The sequence below is a fragment of the Hymenobacter sp. ISL-91 genome (genome assembly GCF_018613725.1).
Taxonomy (GTDB): Bacteria; Bacteroidota; Bacteroidia; order Cytophagales; family Hymenobacteraceae; genus Hymenobacter.
In genome coordinates, this window is record NZ_JAGGPS010000026.1 from 273,891 (window position 1) to 297,561 (window position 23,671).

Sequence of the window (23,671 nt, forward strand, 5' to 3'; positions counted from 1 at the left end):
GCCTCGGGTATTTGGGCAGTATTGCGCAATTTTACGTTAGCTGGCAGATTATGACGGCCGGGCTGTTGGGTATTTATGCTGGTTTTTCGTTTGCTTTTGGTTCGTGGTGCGCTGCTGGGGCTGCTCGTAAGTGGGGCCGGGCTGCTGGCGTGTCCGGCGGCGCAGGCGCAGCTCCGCCCAAAACGGACCTCGGCCGAAAAAGCGGCCGCCACGGCCGTGCTGGCGCCCCCCTGCGGAGTGCCGCCCGCCAACCCGGCACTGCGGGCCGGGCTGGCCGAAGCCGGCGAACTGCTGAACGCCTACCGCGAGTCGGAAGCGCTAAGCCGCTACGAGCAGGTGCTGGCGCGGGCTCCGGCCACCTACGAAGCGCTCTGGCAGGCCGCCGTGCTCAGCGTGCGTATTGGTAGCCGCTACACCGACGAAAGCCGCCGTTTTGCCTACTACGCCGCCGCCCGCCTCTACGCCAACCGGGCACTGGTAGTGTGCCCCAATGGAGCGGAAGGGCATTATGCTGCCGCTCGCGTGCTAGCTGCCCAGGCCCCTCTTCAGCCCTTGCGCAGCCGCCTGCTGGCCTACCGCGAAATGCGCCCGCATGTGTATCAGGCCACCGAGTTGCGCCCCGATTGGGCCGCGGCCTGGCAGCTGCTGGGCCGCTGGCACTACCGCGTCGACCATTACAGCCTGCCGGAGCGCATTTACAGCCAGCTGTTTATGGGGGGGATGCCGGCGGGGGGCAGCACGCTGCTGGCTATTGAGGCGCTGCGCCGCGCTTATCAACTGGATTCTCAGCGCATTGAGGTGGCCTACGATTTGGCCCGGGTATACCTCAACCGCAGCCAGGACGCCCGTGCCCGGGCGGTACTGCAGGCTGCCGGGCGCTTAAACCCCATCACGGCCGAAGAATTGGTTATCAGCCGCAGTTGCCAGAAGTTGCTCAACCAGCTCAACCGTCGCCAGCGTCGGCAGCAGGTCCGTTTTGGCCAGTCGCTCTGAGTGGTGGCGCGTATCTTTGCCGGCTCATCCCGTCTTTTTGTATTGACTGTGCGGTTTTTTCAATTTCGAGGAATGGCCGGGCTGACCGTGGCTGCCCTGCTGGCCGGCTGTGCCGAGCCAACTCCGGCGGCCCGGCCCGATACTATGGTTGACCTGCGCACGGTAGCCAGCGGCCCCCGCGTGCAGGCCGAGGAACTCGACGGCGCTATTGTTCGGCAGCCCCGCAATGCTTCCCTGTACGCCCGCCGGGCCGCTTTCCGTCTCGATGCCGGCCAGACCGATGCTGCCCTGAGTGACATCAACCAGGCGTTGGCGCTCGATAATGCGCCGGGCCAGTACTACTTCATCAAAGCCCGCGCCCTGCGTGCGCAGGGCTTCATTAAAGCAGCCCTCGATGCCACCGACCAGGCTGCCCGCCGCGGCTTTGCTTCGCCCGAGCTCAACCTGCTGGTAGGAGAGATGCACCTGGCCTCGCGCCGCTACCAGGATGCCCTCGACCAGCTCGACCGCGCCCTGCAGCAGGAGCCCGATTTAGCGGCCGCGCTATTTTACAAAGGCCTGGCGTTTGTCGGAATCAACGACACGGCGCAGGCCCTCGATTACCTGCGTGCCAGCGTGGCCCGCGCCCCGCGCGAACCCGAAATTCTGCATCAGCTCGCCTTCCTGTCCAATGCCTACCGGCAGCCCGGGCAGGCAGCTGTTTATGCTACCCGAGGCCTGAAGCTGGATTCGACTTATGCCCCGCTCTGGTATGACTACGGCCGCCAGTTCGAACTGCAGAATCAGCCCGAGCAGGCCCTGCGCAGCTACGCCCGCGTGGCGCAGCTCGACTCCACCTTCTACCGGGCCGACTACCGGCTGGGGTTGGCGGCCTATAAAGCCCGCCGCTACGCGCAGGCTGTGCCCCACCTGCAACGGGCCCTGCGCCGCGCGCCGCGCCTGCCCGATGCCCGCTCCATGCTGGCCGAAAGTTTCGAAAGCCAGGGCCTGTGGGCCGAAGCCGCCGACCAGTACCGCCTGCTGGTAACCGAAAACCCTGGTAACCGCCGCTGGACCTACAAAGTCTGGAAAGTGGGCAACCGCGCCCGCGGGGTCATCGTCGACGAAACCCCGCGTCCTGCACCCGTGGAGGCCATCGAGCCGCTTGACTTCTACAAGCCGGGGCTGTAGGAACTTAGGTTGATGGAGGGGCTAAGCGTAACCGGGCAACACGCCCCCTGCTGCAGGTTACCCCGGTTTTTGGATGCCAGATATGAAAACAGCTCCGACTAAAACTTCCTAACTTGCCTCCTCACGGCTGTTTGTATAGCCATTACGCTCCCTTTTTTATGTTGAATATCACCCTCCCCGACGGCTCGGTGCGCCAGTTTGTAGATGGCGCCACGGGCTACGATGTTGCCGCCGCTATCAGCGAAGGCCTGGCCCGCAACGCCGTGGGCGTGCGCGTTGATGGCGAAGTGCGCGACCTGCACCGCCCCATCGAGCACGACGCCCAAGTGGCCATCCTGACCTGGAACGACGCAGATGGTAAGATGGCTTTCTGGCACTCCTCGGCCCACGTGCTGGCCGAAGCCCTCGAAGCCCTGTACCCCGGCGTGAAGCTGGGCATCGGTCCGGCCATCGAAAACGGCTTCTACTACGACATCGATTTAGGCGAAGGTCGCACCATTTCGAGTGAGGACTTCCCGGAAATCGAGAAGAAAATGCTGGAACTAGCCCGCCAGAAAAGCAAGTTTGAGCGTCGGGCCGTTAGTAAGGCCGATGCTATTGCTTACTTCACCGAAAAGGCCGACCCCTACAAGCTGGACTTGCTGGAGCGCCTCGATGATGGCACTATCACGTTCTATCAGCAGGGCAACTTTGTAGACCTGTGTCGCGGCCCCCACCTGCCCGATACTGCCAACATCAAGGCCGTGAAGCTGCTCAACATCGCCGGCGCTTACTGGCGCGGCGACGAGAAGAACAAGCAGCTCACGCGCATCTACGGCATCACTTTCCCCAAAGCCAAGGAGCTGACCGAGTACCTCGAAAAGCTGGAGGAAGCCAAGCGCCGCGACCACCGCAAGCTAGGCAAGGAGTTGGAGCTGTTTGCGTTTTCAGACAAAGTAGGAGCGGGGCTGCCGCTGTGGTTGCCCAAGGGCACTATGCTGCGCGAGAAGCTGGAGCAGTTCCTGCGCCGGGCCCAAATCAAGGCCGGCTACCAGCCCGTGGTAACGCCCCACATCGGCTCTAAAGAGCTGTACGTAACCAGCGGCCACTACGAGAAGTACGGCGCCGACTCGTTTCAGCCCATCAAGACGCCGAACCCGGGCGAGGAGTTCTTCCTCAAGCCTATGAACTGCCCCCACCACTGCGAGATATACAAGACCAAGCCCCGCAGCTACCGCGACCTGCCGGTGCGCCTGGCCGAGTTCGGCACGGTGTATCGGTACGAGCAGAGCGGTGAACTGCACGGCCTGACGCGGGTGCGCGGCTTCACCCAGGACGACGCCCATATCTTCTGTCGGCCCGATCAAGTGAAGGAAGAGTTTACGAAGGTTATCGACCTGGTGCTCTACGTATTCCGGGCGCTGGGATTCCAGGATTTCACCGCCCAGATTTCCCTGCGCGACCCAGAGAATAAGGCCAAGTACATCGGCTCCGATGAGAATTGGGACAAGGCTGAGCAGGCTATTATTGAATCGGCCGCCGAGAAAGGTTTGACGACCGTGACGGAGTTGGGCGAGGCCGCTTTCTATGGCCCTAAGCTCGACTTTATGGTGCGCGACGCCTTAGGCCGCAAGTGGCAGCTGGGCACGGTGCAAGTAGATTACAACCTGCCCGAGCGCTTCGACCTGGAGTACGTAGCCCCCGATAACTCGCGCCAGCGTCCGGTGATGATTCACCGGGCACCATTCGGCTCGCTGGAGCGCTTCGTGGCCGTGCTCATCGAACATTGCGCCGGCAACTTCCCGCTCTGGCTCTCGCCCGAGCAGTTCGCCGTGCTACCCATTTCGGAGAAGTACCATGACTACGCCCAGCAGGTGTACGACCGCCTGATGGGGGCCGAGCTACGCGGTGCCGTCGACCACCGCGACGAGAAAATCGGCCGCAAAATCCGCGACGCCGAGGTATCGAAAGTGCCTTACATGCTGATTGTGGGCGAAAAAGAGCAGGAAAACGGCATCGTGTCGGTGCGCAAGCACGGCGAAGGCGACGTAGGCTCGATGCCCATCGACTCGTTCATCAAGAGCTTCGAAAGCCAAGTAGCCGCCATGATGGACGGCGCAGCCGGGTAGTCCGCTGGCGGGGTTCAGCTACTTGCTGAACCCCGCCAACATGGCTTTTTTCTACTTATGGAGGCCTTATTTTATATAGGGTTTAGTGAGATTTTGGAAAAAATGCCGGATATTTGCCCGCTAGCTGAACTCATTGGGTCCGCCCGGTGTGGTTACAGTTCCAGTCAAAATCGACTTTCACCTTAAGGAGAAACCGCCATAGCTACCCCTAACCGCCGCTATATCCCTCGTGCCCAGGTCGAGGAGCCGTTCAAAATCAATCATAAGATTACGGCACGTGAAGTGCGCCTCGTTGGCGACAACGTGGAGCAAGGCATCTATACCACGGATCAGGCCCGGCGCATGGCGCAGGACCAAAACCTGGACTTAGTTGAGATTTCGCCCACTGCTTCGCCTCCGGTGTGCCGGGTTATCGACTACTCGAAATTTAAGTACGAGCAGAAGAAGAAAACCCGTGAGTTGAAAGCCAAGCAAACCAAGGTTGTCATCAAGGAAATCCGCTTCGGACCCAACACCGACGACCACGACTTCGCTTTCAAGCTCAAGCATGCGCAGGAGTTTTTGAAGGAAGGCGCGAAAATCAAGGCTTATGTTCATTTTGTGGGCCGAAGCATCGTTTTCAAGGAGCGGGGCGAAATCCTGTTGCTCAAGTTTGCCCAGGCTCTCGAAGACTTGGCCAAAGTAGAGCAGTTGCCCAAGCTTGAAGGCAAGCGCATGTTCCTGTATCTGGCTCCAAAAGTGGTTGCGCCGCCCAAAAAAGTCGCTCCCAAAGAGGCTGATAAGGCTAAGTCAACCGATAAAGCTGCCAAAACTGCTGCCCCGGCACCAGTTGCCAAAGCCAAGGAAACAGCTTCGGTCGAAACCGACGCTGCCGATCAGGCGGCCGAATAACGCTTTCACAGTGGAGTTTTGCTCCGTTTTTTCGCTGGTGTACCGGCCCTAGGCAGCCGGTCGCCGCATTTTTCACCTTTTTTTACCACCACAATGCCGAAGATGAAGACCAAGTCCGGCGCCAAGAAGCGTTTTACGCTGACCGGCACGGGCAAAATCAAGCGTAAGCACGCCTTCAAGAGCCACATCTTGACCAAGAAAACCACCAAGCAGAAGCGTAACCTTACGCACGTTACGCTGGTTAGCTCGGCCGACATGAACCGCGTGAAGGACATGCTTAACATGTAATTATGAATTTTAGATTTTGAATTATGAATAGGGGATTTGCTCCTGAGTAATTCAAAATTTATAATTTTTAATTCAAAATTCCCCATTCAACCAGGCGTTCGGTAGGAACCCAAGCTGCGGCAGTAAGTCCGCCGCCGACCGCCAAAAACAACCCAGGTTATGCCAAGAAGTGTAAACCACGCGGCCTCGCGCCACCGTCGGAAGAAAATCATGCGTTTGGCGAAAGGCTATTATGGCCGTCGCAAAAACGTATGGACCGTTGCCAAAAACGCTGTTGAGAAAGGTCTTCTCTACGCCTACCGCGACCGGAAAGTAAAGAAGCGCGAGTTCCGGGCCCTCTGGATCCAGCGTATCAACGCCGGCGCCCGCGAGCATGGCCTGTCGTACTCCCAGTTCATGGGTGGCCTTAAGAAGGCTGGTATCGAACTCAACCGTAAGGTTCTGGCCGACCTCGCTCTCAACCACCCCGAGGCTTTCAAAGGCATCGTGGAGAAAATGAAATAACCACAAGCGGTTTTTTCAAAAAAGCGGCTGTTCCTTCTGGAGCAGCCGCTTTTTTGTTGTCTTTTATGTCGAAAACCTTGCAAGAGGGAAGTCAGTGCGCCGGTACTGGAGCGCTGGGGCTATGTTGCCCGCTCCAGCCGCTGCATTTCGCGCAACCAAGCAACGGCTTCCTCCATGTGCTCAAATAGCTGCAGGTGCAAATGCGACCCCACGCGCAAGTGCATATCCTCTACCGAGGCCTGCCCGAATACGCCGGGTGCAATAACATGGGCATAGTACGTCATGCCAGCGGCCAGGGCCTGCGGTATCCAGACCTGCTCCAGCCAGTCGTTGGCGTGTTTCCACGAGCCAAGCAAACGGCGGTTGTCAGTTAGCATATAGGGGCAATGCGTGAGCTGCAAGAGCTGCAGGATGCCACCAGAGCCTTCCTGAATGGATTCCAGCGTTAGCAGACCCTGCCAATCGTTGTAAATCCAGTTATTCTGCTCATCGAATTCAGTTAATAGAAACGTGGTACCAGAGTTCGTGTTGAATTGCTGCCGCATAGACTCAAAGGAGCGTAATTCTCGCTCAACCTCCTAGTTATTTAGACGAATACTGATAAATCGTCGGTTAGCGGCGTTTTTGGCAAAGCAAATCGGGATGTGGGTGAGGGGTGCCGAAGGGGCAGCCAGAAAAGCAAAAAACCGCGTTGGAATATTTCCGACGCGGTTTTAGGTATGTAGCGGGAACGAGAGTTGAACTCGTGACCTCAGGGTTATGAATCCTGTGCTCTAACCAACTGAGCTATCCCGCCCTGTTTTGGTGGTGCAAAGGTAGGCACAAGATTTGAAGCGACGCAAGGGGGGAAGGAAAAAAAACCCGCGTATATTGGCTGCCGGAGGAGCAGTCAAGCGGCGCTCCGACCCTAAATTCTTTACGCTGTACTGCTTATGTCCCTTTCTACTACTCGTCAAAAACACCGTTTTTCGGTAGAACACCCTATCAATGCCTCACCCAAAATCCTATATCCCTACTTGGCGACGGCTTCGGGCCTGGAACAGTGGTTTTGCCAGCGCGTGCAGATGGAAGGTGCCCAACAGTTCAACTTCGTGTGGGACAACCAGTCGCACTATGCCGAGATGAGTTCGCACCGCACCAACCGCTCGGTGCGCTTCTGTTTTTTGGATGAGCGCCGCCAGACGGTGGCCGATGCCAACTACCTGGACTTCCTGATTGAGGAGTCGCAGCTAACACAAGAAGTGTACCTGCGTGTGGTGGACTACTCGGAGGAAACGGATACGGAGGAACTGGAGGAAATGTGGGCCGGCTTGATGCAGAAACTCCGCGAACAAGTGGGAGGCTAAGCCAGATAATGGCCTTTAAACCGGGGAGCAGACGCGAAACGAGCCGTATCTTCGTTTTGCGTTTGCTCCCCGTTATGTTTTAGTCCGCCGGACTAAGGGCGGGCGGTTGCTTTTTATGAAAAAACTTGACAAGCTGATTTTGCAGGCCTTCGCCGGGCCCTTTCTGCTCACCTTCGCCGTAGTGCAGTTTATCTTCCTGATGCAGTTCATGATGAAATACATGGACGATCTGGTGGGCAAGGATCTGGGGCTGGGCGTAATTCTGCAGTTGCTGTTTTACTTCGGCGTGCTGATTGTGCCTATCTCGCTGCCGCTGGCCGTGTTGCTCTCGTCGCTGATGACGTTTGGTACCTTGGGCGAGCACCACGAGCTGACAGCCATTAAAACGGCTGGCATTTCGCTCACCCGCATCTTGCGGCCGGTGCTGGTCGTAAGCGTGCTACTGGCGGGCGGGGCATTTTGGTTCAACAACACCATTGTGCCACTGGCAAACCTGGAGGCTTTCAGCTTGCTGTGGGATGTGCGGCAGCAGAAACTGGCCCTTGACATCCGCGAGGGGGTGTTCTATAACGGTATTCCCGGTTTCACGATTAAGGTAGACGAAAAGCAGGGTAAGAACGGCGACGTGCTAATGGGCGTGATGATTTACGACCACACCGGCGGGCGGGGGGGCAGTACCGTAATTCTGGCTGACTCGGGCCGCATGTTTACCCGCTTTGGAGGGCAGTACCTGGGTCTGGAGCTGTTTCGGGGGCGCTCCTATACCGAGCAGCCCAACACCCAGAGTACGGCCGGCGCCAGCTTTATCCGCCAAAACTTCGACCGCAACCTGATTACGTTTTCCCTGAAGTCGTTTGGCCTTGATCGGACCCAGAAAGAGCTTTTCAATACCAACAAGATGATGCTCAACCTGGACCAGCTGGGCCATTACACCGACTCGCTCCAGAACCGGGTAAATCAGGAGCGCCGGCAGGTGGTGCGCCAGCTGACGCCTTATTACAGCTACCTGCGCCTCGATACGTTGGGAGTGGTGGCCGACCAGCGCGTGGCAACCTGGGTTGTGCCTCCAACTAAGTTGCCACCCGCCAGCAAAGCCACTACCCAGCAGGCCATCAACCGCGCCCGCAACGTGCAGTCGTTTCTGACCACAACTGATGAGCGTATAGCGAATCTGACCAAGGAGGCGGCCAATTACCGGATCGAAGTTTTCCGGAAGTATACCCAGTCGGCCGCCATTCTGCTTATGTTTCTGATTGGGGCACCGTTGGGGGCCATTATCAAGAAGGGTGGGTTGGGCGTGCCCATTCTGGTTTCGATTGTGTTTTTTATCATCTACTACGTCTTCTCGATTATGGGCGAGAAGTACGGCCGCGAGCAGGTTATGCCCGTTGCCATCGGTATGTGGATGTCGGGCGCCATTCTGCTCCCTATTGGCCTGTTCTTTCTCTACCAGGCCCGCCACGATTCGGGGTTGCTTGATGTGAATTGGAGCCGGCTGGTGCCGCGCTGGCTACGCTGGCCCCTGCGTGGCTACAAGAAGGCCCTGTAGCATGTGGTGTGGGTTGAATGTGCGGAGCTAAAGAAGGGTAGGTGAGGCGGAGTGCCGTAGTTGTGCCTGTACTGCAACATGCTTTTTTACATTACTGCGTGTTATGCGCATTCCACCGCATTAAATATGTACCTTTGCGGCCACCCCGAGGTGCGGGGTGGATTTTCTTTTCTTTTTTTAATCTAAGACGGGGCAACCTATCTGCCGATGATTCTGACTACCGAAGCAAAACAGGCCATTTTCGAGAAAAACAGCCTGCAGAAAACCTCCAACGACACTGGCTCGGCCGAGTCGCAAATTGGGTTGTTTACCCATCGTATTGCGCACCTGACTGAGCATCTGAAGGTGAACAAAAAGGATTTCTCGACCCGTTTGGGTCTTCTCAAACTCGTAGGTAAGCGTCGCCGCATGTTGGATTACCTCATGCAGCGCGACATCAACCGCTACCGCGCGATCATCAAGGAACTGGGCCTGCGTAAGTAAGCTCACCTTCCGGAGCAGGGAGCCTTCCAACCGGAAGGTTCCCTGCTCTTTTTTTGTGCCAAGCCGGCTGCATCATTCCGCCGGTTTTGTTGTTTACCCTCCGATACATCTTTTTTTAGAGCAAAACGGGGCCATTGCCGGTCCGGTTTTTTCGGCTGCTCGCCCGCTGCACGCTTTCCCTTAAAGCACCCCGATGCCCAACTACCACGCCATTACCAAGCATATCACGCTGCCCGACGGTCGGCAGATTTCCCTCGAAACCGGCAAGCTGGCCAAATTCGCCGACGGCGCCGTAGTGGTGCGCCTCGGCGACGCCATGCTGCTGGCCACCGTTGTGTCGCAGCCCAGCGCGCGCGGCGAGGTGGATTTCCTGCCCCTGTCGGTTGACTATCAGGAGAAGTTCGGCGGTGCCGGCAACATTCCCGGCTCATTCCAGCGCCGCGAAGGCCGCCTGTCGGATCAGGAAATTCTGGTTTGCCGTATCGTCGACCGAATTCTGCGCCCGATGTTCCCCAAGGATTATCACTACGAGGTGCAGGTAATGATTACGCTGATTTCGGCCGACCGCACTGTGCAGCCCGATGCCCTGGCGGCGCTGGCTGCTTCTGCGGCTCTCTCGATTTCGGATATTCCGTTCGCCGGCCCTATCTCGGAGGTTCGCGTGGCCCGCATCGACGGCAAACTGCAGATCAACCCCCTGACTGCTGATATTGCCCGCGCTGACATCGACCTGATTGTGGGTGCCACGGCTGATTCGGTGGCCATGGTGGAAGGCGAAATGGACGAGGTGAGCGAAGAGGAAATGGTGGAAGCCATTGCCTACGCCCACGAGGCCATTAAAGAGCAGGTGCGCGTACAGCAGGAACTGGCCGCCGAAGTGGAGAAGTCGAAAGTAAAGCGCGACTACCCCAAGTACGTGGAGAATGAGGAGCTGAAGCAGCAAATTAACGACGCAGTTTACCAGGGCGCTTACGATGTAGCCAAGTCGGGCAACACCAGCAAGGCCGGTCGTAAGGAGGCGTTTGGTGCCATCAAGAAGCCGTTGCTGGCTAAGCTGCTCGAAGAAAATCCTGAGCTCGACCAGAAAATGTTCGGTCGCTACTACGCTTCGGCCGAGAAGAAAGGCATCCGCGACATGATGATCAAGGAGCGCACCCGTCTCGACGGCCGCGCCCTAACCCAGATTCGTCCTATCTGGAGCGAAATCAACTATCTGCCCGGCGCCCATGGTTCGGCCCTGTTCACGCGCGGCGAAACCCAGTCGCTGACCACGGTCGCCCTTGGCACCAAGCTCGATGAGCAGATTGTGGACACGGCCATGACGTCGGGTTACAGCAAGTTCATGCTGCACTACAACTTCCCGGCTTTCTCGACCGGTGAGGTGAAGCCTAACCGCGGCCCCGGCCGCCGCGAAATCGGCCACGGCAACCTGGCGCTGCGCTCGTTGAAGAAGGTGATGCCTTCGGACGACGAGAACCCCTACACCGTGCGCATCGTGTCGGATATTCTGGAGTCGAACGGCTCGTCGTCGATGGCCACGGTGTGCGCCGGCTCGATGGCGCTCATGGACGCCGGTATTCCGGTGCGGGCTGCCGTTTCGGGCATTGCCATGGGCCTCGTGCAGGACAAGGAAACCGGCGAGTACGCCGTGCTGAGCGACATTCTGGGCGATGAGGACCACCTCGGCGACATGGACTTCAAGGTAACCGGCACCGAGAAAGGTATCGTGGCCTGCCAGATGGACATCAAAATCCAGGGGCTGAGCGCCGAGATTATGACTGCCGCGTTGCATCAGGCCCGCGAAGGCCGCCTGCACATTCTGCGCGAGATGGCCAAGACCATTTCGGCCCCTGCTGCCGAGTTGAAGCCGCATACGCCCCGCTCGCACAAGATGCTGATCGACAAGGAGTACATCGGCGCCGTCATCGGACCCGGCGGTAAGGTTATCCAGCAGATTCAGAAGGATACCAACGCTACGGTTATCATCGAGGAGAAGGACGAAAAGGGCCATGTGAGCATCTACGCTTCCAATCAGGAAGACATGCAGGCTGCCATCAACCGCATCAATGCCATTGCGGCCACGCCCGAGGTAGGCGAAACCTACAAAGGCAAAGTGCGCAGCATTCAGCCCTACGGCGCGTTCGTGGAAATTATGCCGGGCAAAGATGGCTTGTTGCACATTTCGGAGGTTTCGCACGAGCGGCTGGCTTCGCTGGAAGGCGTGCTGGAAGTAGGGCAGGAGATTGACGTGAAACTGCTTGATATCGACAAGAAAACCGGCAAATACCGCCTCTCGCGGAAAGTGCTCATGGCGAAGCCGGAGCGTACGGCCGACTCCAACGGCGCGGCTTAATACCGCCTGCACCGAACTTTAGCGGGTACCGGGCCGTTGCATTAAACTGAGCCCGGTGCCCGTTGAACGGGCGGATTCGCCCGACGAATCAAAATCGACGTTAACAAGCACAAGCATTCATCATTTCATTCTCTCGCGCCCGCAATGAGACAGTTAAAAATCAGCAAGCAGATTACCAACCGCGAAAGCCAGTCGCTGGATAAATACCTCCAGGAGATTGGCAAAGTGGACCTGCTGACCCCCGACGAGGAGGTAACGCTGGCGCAACGCATCCGGGAAGGCGACCAGCTGGCGCTGGAAAAACTGACCAAAGCCAACCTGCGCTTCGTGGTGTCGGTGGCCAAGCAGTACCAGAACCAGGGCCTGAGCCTGGGCGACCTCATCAACGAGGGCAACCTTGGCCTGATTAAAGCCGCCAAGCGCTTCGACGAAACCCGGGGCTTCAAATTCATTTCTTACGCCGTTTGGTGGATTCGCCAGTCGATTCTGCAGGCTTTGGCCGAGCAGTCGCGCATCGTGCGTTTGCCTCTGAACCGGGTTGGCTCGCTGAACAAAATCAGCAAGTCGTTCTCGGAGCTGGAGCAGAAATTTGAGCGCGAGCCTTCGCCCGAGGAAATTGCCGAAGTACTGGAGCTGACTACCTCGGAAGTGGTGGACACGCTCAAGATTTCGGGCCGCCATGTATCAGTAGATGCTCCGTTTGTGCAAGGTGAGGAAAACCGCCTGCTCGACGTACTCGAAAACGAGGACGAGGAAAGCCCCGACATGGGCCTGATGAACGACTCGCTCCGCAAGGAAGTGCAGCGTGCCTTAAGCACCCTCACCAAGCGTGAAGCCGACGTTATCACGCTCTACTTTGGTCTGAACGGTGAAAGCTCGCTCACGCTGGAGGAAATCGGTGAGAAGTTCAACCTGACCCGCGAGCGGGTTCGGCAGATCAAGGAGAAGGCCATTCGCCGTCTGCGCCACACTTCGCGCAGCAAAGCGTTGAAGCCGTATCTGGGGTAATTTTTTACTCCTGCAAGCATTAAACCCTGACCCGCTGGTTGGGGTTTTTTGTTGTACTAGAGCATGTCTTACCCATTCTTCGTCTGTTATGAGTTGCGAAGTATGGCAGGAGTGTTCTTTCAAAACAACCCAACCGTCCGGGCTTCTTACCTTTGTAGCCCCAACCTTTATTCATCCCGGCGCGGGCCCGGCCTGCCGCCGCTACATACTGTATGGCCACTACCACTCCTGAACACATCCACTGCCTGATTATTGGCTCCGGTCCGGCCGGCTACACCGCTGCCATTTATGCCGCCCGTGCCGGCCTCAACCCCGTCATGTACCAGGGCCTGCAGCCTGGCGGGCAGCTCACCATCACCAACGACGTGGAGAACTTCCCCGGCTACCCCGACGGCGTGATGGGCCCCGAGATGATGGAGGACCTGAAAAAGCAGGCCGAGCGCTTCGGTACCGACATTCGCTACGGTATTGCCACGGCTGTTGACTTTGAGGCCCACCCGCGCCGCATCACGGTTGATGAGAAGCTGGAATTGACGGCCGACACCGTTATTATTGCCACCGGCGCGTCGGCCAAGTGGTTGGGGCTGCCCTCCGAGCAGCGCCTCAACGGCTCGGGTGTATCGGCCTGTGCCGTGTGCGACGGGTTCTTCTACCGTGGCAAAGACGTGGCCATTGTAGGGGCCGGCGACACGGCTGCCGAGGAGGCTACTTACCTGGCCAACCTCTGCTCGAAAGTGTACATGATTGTGCGCAAGGGCGAGATGAAGGCCTCGAAAATCATGCAGAAACGCGTGCTCGACAACCCCAAAATTGAGGTGTTGTGGAACACGGTAACCGACGAAATTCTGGGTGAGCACGCCGTGGAGGCTGTACGGGTGAAGAACGTAGTGGAAGGCACGACCCGCGAGTTGGCCATTGAGGGCTTCTTTGTTGCCATCGGGCACGAGCCGAACTCCAAAATTTTCCAGCCCTACCTGCACCACGACGAGCAGGGCTACCTCAAAACGTTGCCCGGCACCAGCAAAACCAACGTCGACGGCGTGTTTGCCTGCGGCGACGTGCAGGACTACACTTACCGCCAAGCCGTGACGGCGGCCGGTACCGGCTGCATGGCTGCCCTCGACGCCGAACGCTATCTGGCTGCCTTGGGCGACTAATTACTGTGGGGGAGTGAATGAGTTAATGTACAGCCGGCCGGATATACCAGTTGGTTGGGTGGGGCGTTTACTCTGCTGCACGCACTCATTCGCTTCTCCACGCTTTCACTTATTAACTTTTTGCTCTTGCTGAATTTTGTTAGACACTGGCTGCTGCCGCTGCTACTGATCGGGCTGTTTTTAGGCTTGCCCGGCCAGCTGCTGGCCCAGCGGCGCAAAGTGCCCGCCACTTCCAAGCCCAAAGCCGGCGACGCCGGTAAGCGCAAGGACTTTTTTCGCATCAAAACGCCCACCATCCGCTATGTGCGGCCCGATACGACGGTGCTCATCCAGACGGAGGAGCTACCCGACGATAACTCTGAAGCGGCCAAGTCCATTTTCTTTAACCCGGCCCGCAAGCTCTCCATCGTGAGTGAGGATACGACCACACTCAACGAGGGCGAACAGCATATTGTGGAGGTGAAGGAGCAGGTGCAGATTGATTCCAGCTGGATTCAGGTGGCCGGCTACTATGCCATCTGGGACACGCAGAACATCAACCCGTACCGGGTGGATGGGCGCCGCATCAAGGACACGCTTAACCTGCGGCTTATTGAGCCCGAGAAGCAGCGCTACGCCAAAATGCCGCTCACCAAAACGCCCATTACCTCGGGCTTCGGCTTTCGGGGCTACCGCTGGCACTACGGCACCGACCTCGACCTGAACACCGGCGACTCGGTGAAAACCGCTTTCGATGGCGTGGTGCGCCTGGTGAAATGGGACGGCAGCGGCTACGGCAACTACGTACTGGTGCGCCATTACAACGGCATCGAAACCCTGTATGGCCACCTGCAGAAGGCGCTAGTAACACCTGGTACCTTTGTGAAGGCGGGGCAGCTGATAGGCTGGGGAGGAAACACGGGCCGCAGCAGCGGCTCGCACCTGCACTTTGAGGTGCGCTATGAGGGCAACCCCATCAACCCCAACGAGCTGTACGACTTCCCTGATTACAAGCTCATCAAGGACAATTTTCAGATTACCTCGGCGCTATTCGACTACTACAGTAAGTCGCTTCGGTACCGGGGCGGTAGTGTGCCGGGGGCAGCCAGTAGCAGCAAGGCGCGGCCCACCCAGGCCCGCCGGGTGATAACGCACAAGATCCGGAGTGGCGAAACACTCTCGGGTATCGCCCAAAAGTACGGCGTTTCGCAGGCCCAGCTGCGCCGCCTGAACAGCAGCACCGGCACGTTGCGCATCGGCCGTGTGCTGCGCATTAAGTAACACCCAGCAGAGTATAGAAACGTCATTCAGAGCGTAGCGAAGAATCTCGCGTGCTGACATTGGGTTACTTCGCACCGTCAGCACGCGAGATTCTTCGTTACGCTACGAATGACATTTTTCTAATCTCTCAGTTCCCAGTTAACTCAGATACCTAATGAAACTTGACGTATTGGCTCTTGGGGCCCACCCCGATGATGTGGAAATGTCGTGCGCCGGCACGCTGCTGGCAGCAGCAGCGGCGGGCAAAACCATTGGCATCATCGACTTCACCCGCGGCGAGCTAGGCACCCGCGGCACGCCCCAGACCCGGGCCGAGGAATCGGCACGGGCCACGACCATCCTGGGCCTTGATGTACGCGAGAACCTGGGCATGGCCGACGGCTTCTTCCGCAACGACCGGGAGCACCAGCTGGTACTTATTGCCGCTTTGCGCCGCTACCAGCCCGATGTGGTGTTGTGCAACGCCATCCACGACCGGCACCCCGACCATGGCCGCGCCGCCCAATTGGCCACCGAAGCCTGTTTCCTGAGTGGCCTGCGCATGATTGAAACGCTGGGCGAAGACGGCCAGCCCCAGGCTCCCTGGCGCCCCCGCGTGGTGTACCACTACATCCAGGACCGCCAGATTTCCCCCGATTTTGTAGTAGACATTACGGACTACTGGCCCAAGAAGTGGGAGTCCATCCAGGCCTACAAAACCCAGTTCCACGACCCCAACAGCCAGGAGCCGGCCACCTACCTCTCCACGCCGGCCTTCAGCGACTTTATGGAAGCCCGGGCCCGCGAGTTCGGCCACCTCATTGGTACTGAGTACGGTGAAGGCTTCACCCGCGAGCGGCCTATTGGCGTGCGCGAGGTCACGGAACTGATTTAGCCTCTATAGGTATTGCTGGCCTACTGTATGGGGGAGCTTACAATCTTATCACAATTCTTGTTGATGTATCCGCCTCTATTACTGTATTCGACTGCTAGAAGCATCAGTGATAGTAACATCGTCTGGATACTAGCTTTTGTCCTCTGGATACCACAAATACTCGCAATTAACTACATTCTTAAAAAGAGAAAGAAAGCACGACCAAACCTTATCAGGGAAATGGTGCAAGTGTTAGCGCCCCTTGGCTTATCTATAATAGGTGTCTTCTCTGGTGGGGGCATCCTGGTGTTAATAGCAGCAATGTATGTGGACGTAGAATGGGGCCTTTGGCTACTAAGTCTCGCGTTACCAACTCTCTTAGGGTTACCCTTTGTAGTGGTTTCAAACCGACTATACTGGAAGTCTTTGGGAGAACCTGCACCACCCTTTTTGTCGTCTACGAACCCATTAAAGGACCCCGTATTTCACTGGGTTATCTTGCTCATCATCCTCGGACTGATAGCAAAGACAGTAGTTGATCTATTAACTGGTAGATAAGCTATTCTCCAATACCAGCCAACACCCTACACCAGACTTTACCAAAGATAGGTTTTCAGGCATATTTACCGCCGCGCTTGTAAGCTACCCCATACAGCAGGTCAGCCATACCTATAAAAGCCCTCTACCGCACGCCCAACCGGTTCCGCTTCCAGGCCGAGCCGGTAGCGGGTGTAGCTTCCGAGGTGGCGGCTGTGGTAGCGCCGGGCTTCTTTTCGGTTAGCAGCATGGCGGCCAGCGCGGCGGCTACCTGGGCAGTGGCTTCATCGGGAGCGGCGGGTTGCAGGGCGTCGGCCGGGAAATGGTCGCGGATGAAGTTGGTGTCGAAGTGGCCGCTCACGAAGGCGGGGTGGTTGAGCACGTAAGTTCCGAAGGCCAGCGTGGTCTGGATGCCGGTAATCTGGTACTCTTCGATGGCGCGCAGCATGCGGGCAATAGCCTCCTCGCGGGTGGCGCCGTGCACCACCAGCTTGGCAATCATGGGGTCGTAGTAAATCGGGATGTCCATGCCCTGCTCGAAGCCGTCATCCACGCGCACACCGGGGCCCTGAGGGCGCACGTAGGTGGTGAGGGTGCCGATGTCGGGCAGGAAGTTGTTCTGCGGGTCTTCGGCGTACACGCGTAGCTCCAGCGAATGGCCGGTAATTGTGAGGTCTTCCTGCGAGAAGGGCAGGGGCTGGCCCTCGGCCACCCGAATTTGCTCCTTTACCAGGTCGAGGCCCGTGATTTGCTCGGTTACCGGGTGCTCCACCTGCAGGCGGGTGTTCATCTCGAGGAAGTAGAAGTTGTGCTTGTCGTCGAGCAGAAACTCCACGGTGCCAGCGCCGGCGTAGTTGCAGGCGCGGGCCACGTCGACGGCGCAGCGGCCCATTTCGGCCCGCAGCTCGGGCGTAAGCACCGAAGAGGGCGCTTCCTCAATCACCTTCTGGTGGCGGCGCTGAATGCTACACTCGCGCTCGAACAGGTGCACGATGTTGCCGTGCTCGTCGCCGAGTACCTGAATTTCGATGTGGCGCGGCCCGGTCACGAACTTCTCGATGAACACGGCCCCGTCGCCGAAGGCCGATACGGCCTCGTTGATGGCCAGCTGCATCTGCTCCTCGAACTCGCTCTCTGAGTTGACGAGGCGCATGCCTTTGCCGCCTCCGCCGGCCGAGGCCTTAATCAGAATCGGGAAACCTACCTCGCTGGCAATGCGCTTGGCTTCTTCTACATCAGAAATAGCCTCGGCCGTGCCAGGCACCAACGGAATATTATAGGCCTGCACGGCCTGCTTGGCCGAGAGCTTGTCGCCCATGATGGTCATGGCCTCGGGCGAAGGGCCCACAAAAATCAGCCCCGCTTCCTTCACCTGGCGGGCAAAGTCGGCATTCTCGCTCAGGAAGCCGTAGCCCGGGTGAATGGCATCGACGCCCAGCTCGCGGCAGACTTCCAGGATTTTGTCGCCGCGCAGGTAGCTGTCTTTGCTGGCGGGCGGGCCCACGCACACGGCCTCGTCGGCGTAGCGTACGTGCAGGGCGTTGCGGTCGGCCTCCGAGAAGATGGCCACGGTTTGGATGCCCAGTTCCTTGGCCGAGCGCAGCACGCGCAGCGCAATTTCGCCACGGTTGGCTACGAGAAGCTTCTTGATTTTCGTCATGAGGTGGGAGGGGTGGGGCGTGGAAATAGCTGTCATCCTGAGCGCAGCGAAGGACCTTATCCCACTGGAATGATAAGGGTAGAATTCGCTCTTAACTGAAAAAGTCCTTCGCTGCGCTCAGGATGACAGGCTGTTTTTGGCAAATGAGGCCGTTCTGATACCCAAAGAAACGACCTTCCGGGCGCACCAAAAAACGGGTAGCGCGAATTCCATTAGCGTTGGATACCTTGTGGCGAAGGGTTACCTTTGCGGATTGCCATAACTTTGCACATATTCCGGCGGTTAAGGTCGCAATCAACCCCGTCGATTCCATTTCACATTCAACCCGTTCCCTCGTGGATCTATTTGAAAAGATTGCCGCCAACCGCGGCCCGCTGGGCTCCCACTCGCATTATGCACACGGTTATTTCGCTTTTCCTAAGCTGGAAGGTGAAATCAAGCCCCGCATGATTTTCCGCGGTAAGGAGGTACTAACCTGGAGCCTGAACAACTACCTGGGCCTGGCCAACCACCCCGAGGTACGCCGCGCCGATGCTGAGGCATCCGCCGAATTCGGGATGGCTCTGCCCATGGGGGCGCGCATGATGTCGGGCAACTCCAACCTGCACGAGCAGCTGGAGAACGAGCTGGCCGAGTTCGTTGGTAAGCCCGATTGCATGCTCCTGAACTTCGGCTACCAGGGCGTAGTGTCGATTATTGATGCCATGGTGGGCCGCCACGATGTGATTGTGTACGACGCCGAATCGCACGCCTGCATCATTGATGGCGTGCGCCTGCATGCGGGCAAGCGCTTTGTGTACGTGCACAACGACATGGCCAGCCTCGAAAAGCAGCTGGAGCGCGCCCAGCGCATCATCGACCAGACCGGCGGCGGCATTCTCGTTATCACCGAGGGCGTATTTGGTATGTCGGGCAACCAGGGCGACCTGCGCGGGGTGCTCAAAATGAAGGAGAAATTCCAGTTCCGTCTGTTCGTTGATGATGCCCACGGCTTCGGCACGATGGGCGCTACGGGCGCTGGAACGGGCGAAGAACAGGGCGTGCAGGACGGCATCGACCTTTATTTTTCGACCTTCGCTAAGAGCATGGCCAGCATTGGCGCGTTTGTAGCGGGCCCCGAGAACGTAATTGAATATTTGCGCTACAACATGCGTAGCCAGATTTTCGCCAAAAGCCTGCCCATGCCGCTGGTAGTGGGGGCGCTGAAGCGCCTGGAGCTGCTACGCACCAAGCCTGAGCTGAAGGATAACCTCTGGACCATTGTTCGGGCCCTGCAAACCGGTCTGCGCGAAAAAGGCTTCAACCTGGGCACTACTTCTTCGCCCGTAACCCCCGTGATGCTGGCTGGCCAGATTGGCGATGCGGTGCAGATAACCTTCGATTTACGCGAGAATTACGGCATTTTCTGCTCTATCGTGGTATATCCAGTGGTGCCCAAAGACGTCATCATGCTGCGCCTCATTCCAACGGCCGTGCACACACTCGACGACGTGGAGCAGACAATTAAAGCCTTTGAAATTGTGCAGGAAAAGCTCGCAAAAGGGCTTTATTCCAAAACGGAAGCGCCTGTCTGGCTGACAGAGTAGCTTCGCCCCGCCTAAATGCAAAAGCCAGCTTCTGCCCCGGAAGCTGGCTTTTATGTTTTGTACTTTATAAAGAGGCGTCTGTTGCTCTTCGGAGGCGGATGGGAGGGCGATTAGACTAAAAACGCCTTCATAGGGCCGTTATGGGGGTTTAAGAAAAAAACTTTGCAAGTTGCTTGTATTTGAAATCCCTGTATATTGGGACCGAATCTTTTCTCTTCCACACCACATACCCCCTCCCCAATGAGCAATTTTAGCAAACTGAAGGACCTCGTAATGTCGCTCGAAGGTGACTTCGAGAAGTTCTACGACAAGCAGAACTCGGCCGCTGGTACCCGCGTGCGTAAAGGCATGCAGGAGCTGAAGAACATGGCCCAGGAAATCCGCACCGAGGTGCAGAACAAGAAGAACGATGCTCCTGCTGCTCCGGCTGCTGCCAAAAAGGCTGCTCCGGCCGCCGGTGCCGCCAAGAAGGCTGCTCCTGCCAAGAAGAAGTAAGTAGCCTGGCCGCTCTGCGGCCGCTGGTATACGCAAAGAGGCCCCGCCGAATTTCGGCGGGGCCTCTTTTTTGTGCTTCGAGCTTTGAGGATAGTACGTAGGTCCTTCCTATAGAAACGACCTACGCACTATTCTCAAAGCACCAGACGCTAAAGTCTACACCAGCTTCAGCAGGAAGTAGTTCTTTTTGCCTTTCTGGGCCACGATGTATTGATTCAGCAGCGGCGTTACGTCGGTGGCCAGCTGCTCGGGGTTGGCTTTTTCGCGGTTCAGGCTCACGCCGCCGGCCTGCATCATCTTACGGGCCTCGCCTTTGGAGGGGAAGATGACGCCGCCGGTAGCCTCGCTCAGCAGGCTGACGACGTTCATATCGGCCAGCGCGGTGCGGGGCACTTCTACCCGGGGCACACCGGCAAACACGTCGAGCAGGGTGGCCTCATCGAGCGAGGCCAGCTCGCCACCGCCGAACAACACCTGCGAGGCCGCCAGGGAGGCTTCGTAGGCCGCTTGGCCGTGTACGCGGGTGGTTACCTGCTCGGCCAGGGCCTTCTGCAGAATGCGCTTGTGCGGAGCCTCGGCGTGCTCGGCTTCGAGGGCCTCAATTTCAGGCTGGGTCAGCAGCGTGAAGACGCGGATGAGGCGGGGTACATCGGCGTCGGCGGCGTTGAGGAAGAACTGGTAGAACTGGTAGGGGCTGGTCAGCGAAGCGTCGAGCCAGACGGTGCCGGTTTCGCTCTTGCCATACTTGGTGCCGTCGGCCTTGGTGATGAGCTGGCCGGTGAGGGCGTAGGCTTTAGCGGGCTGCTGCGCGCCTTCTTCCAGCTCGGCGGTGCCCATACGGCGGATGAGCTCGGTGCCGGTCGTGATGTTGCCCCACTGGTCGGAGGCGCCCATTTGCAGGGTGCAGCCGTAGGTGCGGAACAGGTGCACGAAATCGTAGCCCTGCAGTAGCTGGTAGCTGAATTCGGTGTAGCTCAGGCCCTCGGCACCCGAGTTTTCGTCGCCACTGATGCGGCGCTTCACCGAATCCTTGGCCATCATGTAGTTTACCGTCAGGTGCTTGCCCACTTCGCGCAGGAAACCCAGGAAGCCGAAGTCCTTGAACCAGTCGTAGTTGTTGACGACCAGCGCGCCGGTGGGCGAATCGTCGAACACCAGAAACTTCTCCAGCTGGGCCCGAATACCGGCCTGGTTGCGGCGCAGGGCCTCCTCATCGAGCAGGTTGCGCTCGGCCGATTTGCCCGAGGGGTCGCCAATCATGCCGGTGGCGCCGCCCACCAGGGCTACTGGGCGGTGGCCGGCGCGCTGCAGGTGCACGAGCAGCATAATGGTGGCCAGGTTGCCGATGTGCAGCGAGGGCGCGGTGGGGTCGAAGCCGATGTAGCCGCTGATGGGCGCATTCTGGCGCAGGTGCTCGTCGGTGCCGGGCATCATGTCGTGAAACATGCCGCGCCAGCGCAGTTCGTCAATCAGGTCCATGGAGGGAGTTGTCAGGAGTTGGTTGTCAGTTGTCAGGCAGGTAAAACCGCGCCGGGGCGGGGTGCCCGCGGTGCGAAGTTCCGGCGCAGGGCACAAAGGTAGCGGCTCGGCGGTACCTTTGTTACGACTGGCGGGCGGGCTTTCGGAAGTGCACGCAGGAGCCTGACAACTGACAACAACCAACTGACAACTCTTTATGCCTGTTTTCACGCCCGACGAAATCCTGGCGCAGCTTAAGCAGCGGCAGTTTGCGCCCGTGTACTTCCTGCAGGGCGAGGAGCCGTACTACATCGATCTGGTGGCCGATCTGCTCGAAAAGCACGTGCTGCCCGAGGCTGATAAGGGCTTCAACCAGGTGGTACTCTATGGCAAGGATACCGATGTGGCCGGCATTCTGGGCCAGGCCAAGCGCTACCCGATGATGGCTGAGCGCTCGGTGGTCATTGTGAAAGAGGCGCAGGCCGTGGCCGATCTGGAAAGCGAGAAAGCCTGGCCGTTTCTGGAAGCCTACCTCAAAAACCCGCTGCAAAGCACCGTGCTGGTGTTCTGCTACAAGCACAAAACCCTCGACGCCCGCAAAAAACTGGGCAAGCTGCTGGCCGGCGACAAGAAAACGGCCGCCCCGGCCGGCACCGTGCTGCTGACCAGCAAAAAGCTGTACGACAACCAGGTAGCGCCCTGGCTCAGCCAGTACGTGCGCTCGAAAGGCCAGCAGATGACGCCCCAGGCTACCGCTATGCTGGCCGAATACATCGGCGGCGAGCTGAGCCGGCTCACCAACGAGGTGGACAAGATGCTGCTCAACCTGCTGCCCGGCCACAGTATCGACGAAGACTTGGTGCAGCGCATGGTGGGTATCAGCAAGGAGTACAACATCTTCGAGCTGCAGAGCGCGCTGGTGCGGCGCGACGTGCTCAAGGCCAACCGCATCCTGCTCTACTTCGAGGCCAACCCCAAAAACAACCCCATCATCCCCAACCTCACGCTGCTATTCAACTTCTTCTCGCGGCTGCTGGCGTTGCACCAGTTGCCCAACCCCAGCGAGGCCGACTGGCTGAAAATGGGTTTGCGCTTCCCCATCCAGCGCCGCGACTACCAGACCGGCCTCAAGGTGTTCGACTTCGGCCGCTGCCGCGACATCGTGCACCTCATTCGCCGCGCCGATGCCCAGAGCAAGGGAATAGAATCGGGCTCGATGAGCGACGGCGAAATCCTGCGCGAGCTGGTGTGGCTGGTGCTGCACCCCGTACCGCTGCACGCTGTAACGGGGTAGGGCCGCCCGCCCAACGCCCCCGGGCTGAAGCCCTGGGCTACGGAGCGCAGCAGAACCAGAACTACCTGCTGACTAGCCCAGGGCTTCAGCCCGGGGGCTTGGGCTCGATACTAAGCAGGGTGCTACCTTGCCACTCGTATCAACTTTTTCCCATGCAGGTTCTCGACATCATTGCCATTTCGCCCCAGGAAACCTTGCTGGTGGGCTACCCAACCGAAACCCTGCGGCCCGGCCCCTGGGAGCTGCGCCGCAACGGCGAGCTGGTGGCCACCGTGGACGTAACCGGCCAGGCCGCCACCGAGGCCGACCAAAAAGGCAAGCTGGCCCCGCCCGGCGTGGTGATGTGCCGGGGCCGCATCGACAAAAAAGGCTTCGATTTCACCCGCGACGAGGTGACGCTGGTGCGCATAGGGTGACTGCCGCGCAGGGTGCGGGTGGGTGCCACACGCCCGCCAGAGCCGGGCGCCGGGAGGGGCACCCCGCAAAACAAACCCACCCCGACGCCAGGCGTTGGGGTGGGTTTGTTTTGCGGGGTGCCCGCTACGCGCTGAGCGTGGCCCGCTGAGCGGCAATGCCGGCCAGCGCGGCCGTGAGCACATCTACCTGGCCCTGCACCTGGGCGGCGTCCACGGTTTTTAGGAAGCGGTCGGTGCCGGCGCTGGTGCGGTTGCTGCGCAT

At 58.6% G+C, this 23,671-nt stretch carries 19 protein-coding genes, 1 tRNA gene and 2 pseudogenes; 18 read left to right on the top strand and 4 right to left on the bottom strand.

Going from position 1 to position 23,671, the window contains the following annotated elements; all coding sequences use genetic code 11:
• Nucleotides 1-75: 75 nt before the first annotated feature.
• From J7E24_RS11620 to rplT, 6 genes and pseudogenes are all read left to right on the top strand, one after another.
• Nucleotides 76-993: a tetratricopeptide repeat protein gene (locus J7E24_RS11620; protein WP_215138278.1), complete on the top strand. Its 918-nt coding sequence runs from the start codon at nucleotides 76-78 to the stop codon at nucleotides 991-993.
• A 72-nt stretch (nucleotides 994-1,065) separates the two neighbouring features.
• Nucleotides 1,066-2,163, top strand: a complete 1,098-nt coding sequence (locus tag J7E24_RS11625) for a tetratricopeptide repeat protein (protein ID WP_215138280.1) — start codon at nucleotides 1,066-1,068, stop codon at nucleotides 2,161-2,163.
• A gap of 158 nt (nucleotides 2,164-2,321) precedes the next feature.
• Nucleotides 2,322-4,271: a threonine--tRNA ligase gene (thrS, locus tag J7E24_RS11630; protein WP_215138282.1), complete on the top strand. Its 1,950-nt coding sequence runs from the start codon at nucleotides 2,322-2,324 to the stop codon at nucleotides 4,269-4,271.
• A gap of 198 nt (nucleotides 4,272-4,469) precedes the next feature.
• Nucleotides 4,470-5,027, top strand: a pseudogene (gene infC, locus J7E24_RS11635) (translation initiation factor IF-3); the annotation flags it as partial.
• Nucleotides 5,028-5,255: 228 nt separating this feature from the next.
• Nucleotides 5,256-5,450, top strand: a complete 195-nt coding sequence (rpmI, locus tag J7E24_RS11640) for a 50S ribosomal protein L35 (RefSeq protein WP_019946659.1) — start codon at nucleotides 5,256-5,258, stop codon at nucleotides 5,448-5,450.
• 159 nt (nucleotides 5,451-5,609) lie between these two features.
• Nucleotides 5,610-5,954 carry a 50S ribosomal protein L20 gene (rplT, locus tag J7E24_RS11645; RefSeq protein WP_092770401.1) on the top strand — a complete coding sequence of 115 codons (345 nt, stop codon included), beginning with the start codon at nucleotides 5,610-5,612 and terminating at the stop codon, nucleotides 5,952-5,954.
• Between the two features lie 119 nt (nucleotides 5,955-6,073).
• Here rplT and J7E24_RS11650 read toward each other — a convergent pair whose 3' ends face one another.
• Together J7E24_RS11650 and J7E24_RS11655 are read right to left on the bottom strand one after the other, a co-directional pair.
• On the bottom strand, nucleotides 6,074-6,499 hold the full coding sequence (locus J7E24_RS11650) for a hypothetical protein (protein ID WP_215138285.1): 426 nt from the start codon (nucleotides 6,497-6,499) through the stop codon (nucleotides 6,074-6,076).
• Between the two features lie 177 nt (nucleotides 6,500-6,676).
• Nucleotides 6,677-6,750: transfer RNA gene (locus J7E24_RS11655), tRNA-Met, on the bottom strand.
• A gap of 136 nt (nucleotides 6,751-6,886) precedes the next feature.
• Here J7E24_RS11655 and J7E24_RS11660 point away from each other — a divergent pair.
• From J7E24_RS11660 to bshB1, 8 genes are all read left to right on the top strand, one after another.
• A complete protein-coding gene (locus tag J7E24_RS11660; RefSeq protein WP_215138287.1) occupies nucleotides 6,887-7,300 on the top strand; it encodes an START-like domain-containing protein in 414 nt (137 codons plus the stop codon).
• 115 nt (nucleotides 7,301-7,415) lie between these two features.
• Complete coding sequence (locus J7E24_RS11665) at nucleotides 7,416-8,849, top strand: LptF/LptG family permease (RefSeq protein ID WP_215138288.1); 1,434 nt, start codon at nucleotides 7,416-7,418, stop codon at nucleotides 8,847-8,849.
• A 207-nt stretch (nucleotides 8,850-9,056) separates the two neighbouring features.
• Nucleotides 9,057-9,332: a 30S ribosomal protein S15 gene (gene rpsO / locus J7E24_RS11670; protein ID WP_215138290.1), complete on the top strand. Its 276-nt coding sequence runs from the start codon at nucleotides 9,057-9,059 to the stop codon at nucleotides 9,330-9,332.
• A 193-nt stretch (nucleotides 9,333-9,525) separates the two neighbouring features.
• Nucleotides 9,526-11,685: a polyribonucleotide nucleotidyltransferase gene (gene pnp / locus J7E24_RS11675; RefSeq protein ID WP_215138292.1), complete on the top strand. Its 2,160-nt coding sequence runs from the start codon at nucleotides 9,526-9,528 to the stop codon at nucleotides 11,683-11,685.
• A 144-nt stretch (nucleotides 11,686-11,829) separates the two neighbouring features.
• Nucleotides 11,830-12,693, top strand: coding sequence for an RNA polymerase sigma factor RpoD/SigA (locus tag J7E24_RS11680; protein WP_092770389.1), 864 nt, complete (start codon nucleotides 11,830-11,832; stop codon nucleotides 12,691-12,693).
• Nucleotides 12,694-12,905: 212 nt separating this feature from the next.
• A complete protein-coding gene (gene trxB / locus J7E24_RS11685; RefSeq protein ID WP_215138294.1) occupies nucleotides 12,906-13,850 on the top strand; it encodes a thioredoxin-disulfide reductase in 945 nt (314 codons plus the stop codon).
• A gap of 126 nt (nucleotides 13,851-13,976) precedes the next feature.
• Complete coding sequence (locus tag J7E24_RS11690) at nucleotides 13,977-15,110, top strand: M23 family metallopeptidase (RefSeq protein ID WP_251047158.1); 1,134 nt, start codon at nucleotides 13,977-13,979, stop codon at nucleotides 15,108-15,110.
• Between the two features lie 154 nt (nucleotides 15,111-15,264).
• A complete protein-coding gene (gene bshB1 / locus J7E24_RS11695; protein ID WP_215138296.1) occupies nucleotides 15,265-15,984 on the top strand; it encodes a bacillithiol biosynthesis deacetylase BshB1 in 720 nt (239 codons plus the stop codon).
• 661 nt (nucleotides 15,985-16,645) lie between these two features.
• Here the strand turns inward: bshB1 and accC are convergent.
• Nucleotides 16,646-18,160: an acetyl-CoA carboxylase biotin carboxylase subunit gene (gene accC / locus J7E24_RS11700; protein ID WP_215138298.1), complete on the bottom strand. Its 1,515-nt coding sequence runs from the start codon at nucleotides 18,158-18,160 to the stop codon at nucleotides 16,646-16,648.
• Between the two features lie 335 nt (nucleotides 18,161-18,495).
• On the opposite strand from accC, the gene J7E24_RS11705 reads away from it, so the two are divergent.
• Together J7E24_RS11705 and J7E24_RS11710 are read left to right on the top strand one after the other, a co-directional pair.
• Nucleotides 18,496-19,746: an aminotransferase class I/II-fold pyridoxal phosphate-dependent enzyme gene (locus J7E24_RS11705; RefSeq protein WP_215138299.1), complete on the top strand. Its 1,251-nt coding sequence runs from the start codon at nucleotides 18,496-18,498 to the stop codon at nucleotides 19,744-19,746.
• Nucleotides 19,747-19,986: 240 nt separating this feature from the next.
• Nucleotides 19,987-20,154 (top strand): annotated as a pseudogene (locus tag J7E24_RS11710) (histone H1); the annotation flags it as partial.
• Between the two features lie 243 nt (nucleotides 20,155-20,397).
• On the opposite strand, the gene tyrS reads toward J7E24_RS11710, so the two are convergent.
• Nucleotides 20,398-21,720 carry a tyrosine--tRNA ligase gene (tyrS, locus tag J7E24_RS11715; protein WP_215138304.1) on the bottom strand — a complete coding sequence of 441 codons (1,323 nt, stop codon included), beginning with the start codon at nucleotides 21,718-21,720 and terminating at the stop codon, nucleotides 20,398-20,400.
• 196 nt (nucleotides 21,721-21,916) lie between these two features.
• Here tyrS and holA point away from each other — a divergent pair, with 196 nt between their 5' ends.
• Together holA and J7E24_RS11725 are read left to right on the top strand one after the other, a co-directional pair.
• Nucleotides 21,917-22,993: a DNA polymerase III subunit delta gene (holA, locus tag J7E24_RS11720; RefSeq protein ID WP_215138306.1), complete on the top strand. Its 1,077-nt coding sequence runs from the start codon at nucleotides 21,917-21,919 to the stop codon at nucleotides 22,991-22,993.
• Nucleotides 22,994-23,145: 152 nt separating this feature from the next.
• The gene (locus tag J7E24_RS11725) at nucleotides 23,146-23,409 is read left to right on the top strand and encodes a hypothetical protein (protein WP_215138307.1); all 264 of its coding nucleotides are present in this window, start codon (nucleotides 23,146-23,148) and stop codon (nucleotides 23,407-23,409) included.
• The last annotated feature ends 262 nt before the right edge of the window (nucleotides 23,410-23,671 follow it).

Bases quoted from the DNA above. Each gene is read 5' to 3' on its own strand.
- rpsO (WP_215138290.1), top strand. From the start codon at position 9,057: ATGATTCTGACTACCGAAGCAAAACAGGCCATTTTCGAGAAAAACAGC.
- tyrS (WP_215138304.1), bottom strand. From the start codon at position 21,720: ATGGACCTGATTGACGAACTGCGCTGGCGCGGCATGTTTCACGACATG.
- J7E24_RS11660 (WP_215138287.1), top strand. From the start codon at position 6,887: ATGTCCCTTTCTACTACTCGTCAAAAACACCGTTTTTCGGTAGAACAC.
- accC (WP_215138298.1), bottom strand. From the start codon at position 18,160: ATGACGAAAATCAAGAAGCTTCTCGTAGCCAACCGTGGCGAAATTGCG.
- J7E24_RS11620 (WP_215138278.1), top strand. From the start codon at position 76: ATGCTGGTTTTTCGTTTGCTTTTGGTTCGTGGTGCGCTGCTGGGGCTG.
- holA (WP_215138306.1), top strand. From the start codon at position 21,917: ATGCCTGTTTTCACGCCCGACGAAATCCTGGCGCAGCTTAAGCAGCGG.
- rplT (WP_092770401.1), top strand. From the start codon at position 5,610: ATGCCAAGAAGTGTAAACCACGCGGCCTCGCGCCACCGTCGGAAGAAA.
- trxB (WP_215138294.1), top strand. From the start codon at position 12,906: ATGGCCACTACCACTCCTGAACACATCCACTGCCTGATTATTGGCTCC.
- thrS (WP_215138282.1), top strand. From the start codon at position 2,322: ATGTTGAATATCACCCTCCCCGACGGCTCGGTGCGCCAGTTTGTAGAT.
- pnp (WP_215138292.1), top strand. From the start codon at position 9,526: ATGCCCAACTACCACGCCATTACCAAGCATATCACGCTGCCCGACGGT.
- J7E24_RS11625 (WP_215138280.1), top strand. From the start codon at position 1,066: ATGGCCGGGCTGACCGTGGCTGCCCTGCTGGCCGGCTGTGCCGAGCCA.
- J7E24_RS11665 (WP_215138288.1), top strand. From the start codon at position 7,416: ATGAAAAAACTTGACAAGCTGATTTTGCAGGCCTTCGCCGGGCCCTTT.
- J7E24_RS11680 (WP_092770389.1), top strand. From the start codon at position 11,830: ATGAGACAGTTAAAAATCAGCAAGCAGATTACCAACCGCGAAAGCCAG.
- bshB1 (WP_215138296.1), top strand. From the start codon at position 15,265: ATGAAACTTGACGTATTGGCTCTTGGGGCCCACCCCGATGATGTGGAA.
- rpmI (WP_019946659.1), top strand. From the start codon at position 5,256: ATGCCGAAGATGAAGACCAAGTCCGGCGCCAAGAAGCGTTTTACGCTG.
- J7E24_RS11650 (WP_215138285.1), bottom strand. From the start codon at position 6,499: ATGCGGCAGCAATTCAACACGAACTCTGGTACCACGTTTCTATTAACT.
- J7E24_RS11725 (WP_215138307.1), top strand. From the start codon at position 23,146: ATGCAGGTTCTCGACATCATTGCCATTTCGCCCCAGGAAACCTTGCTG.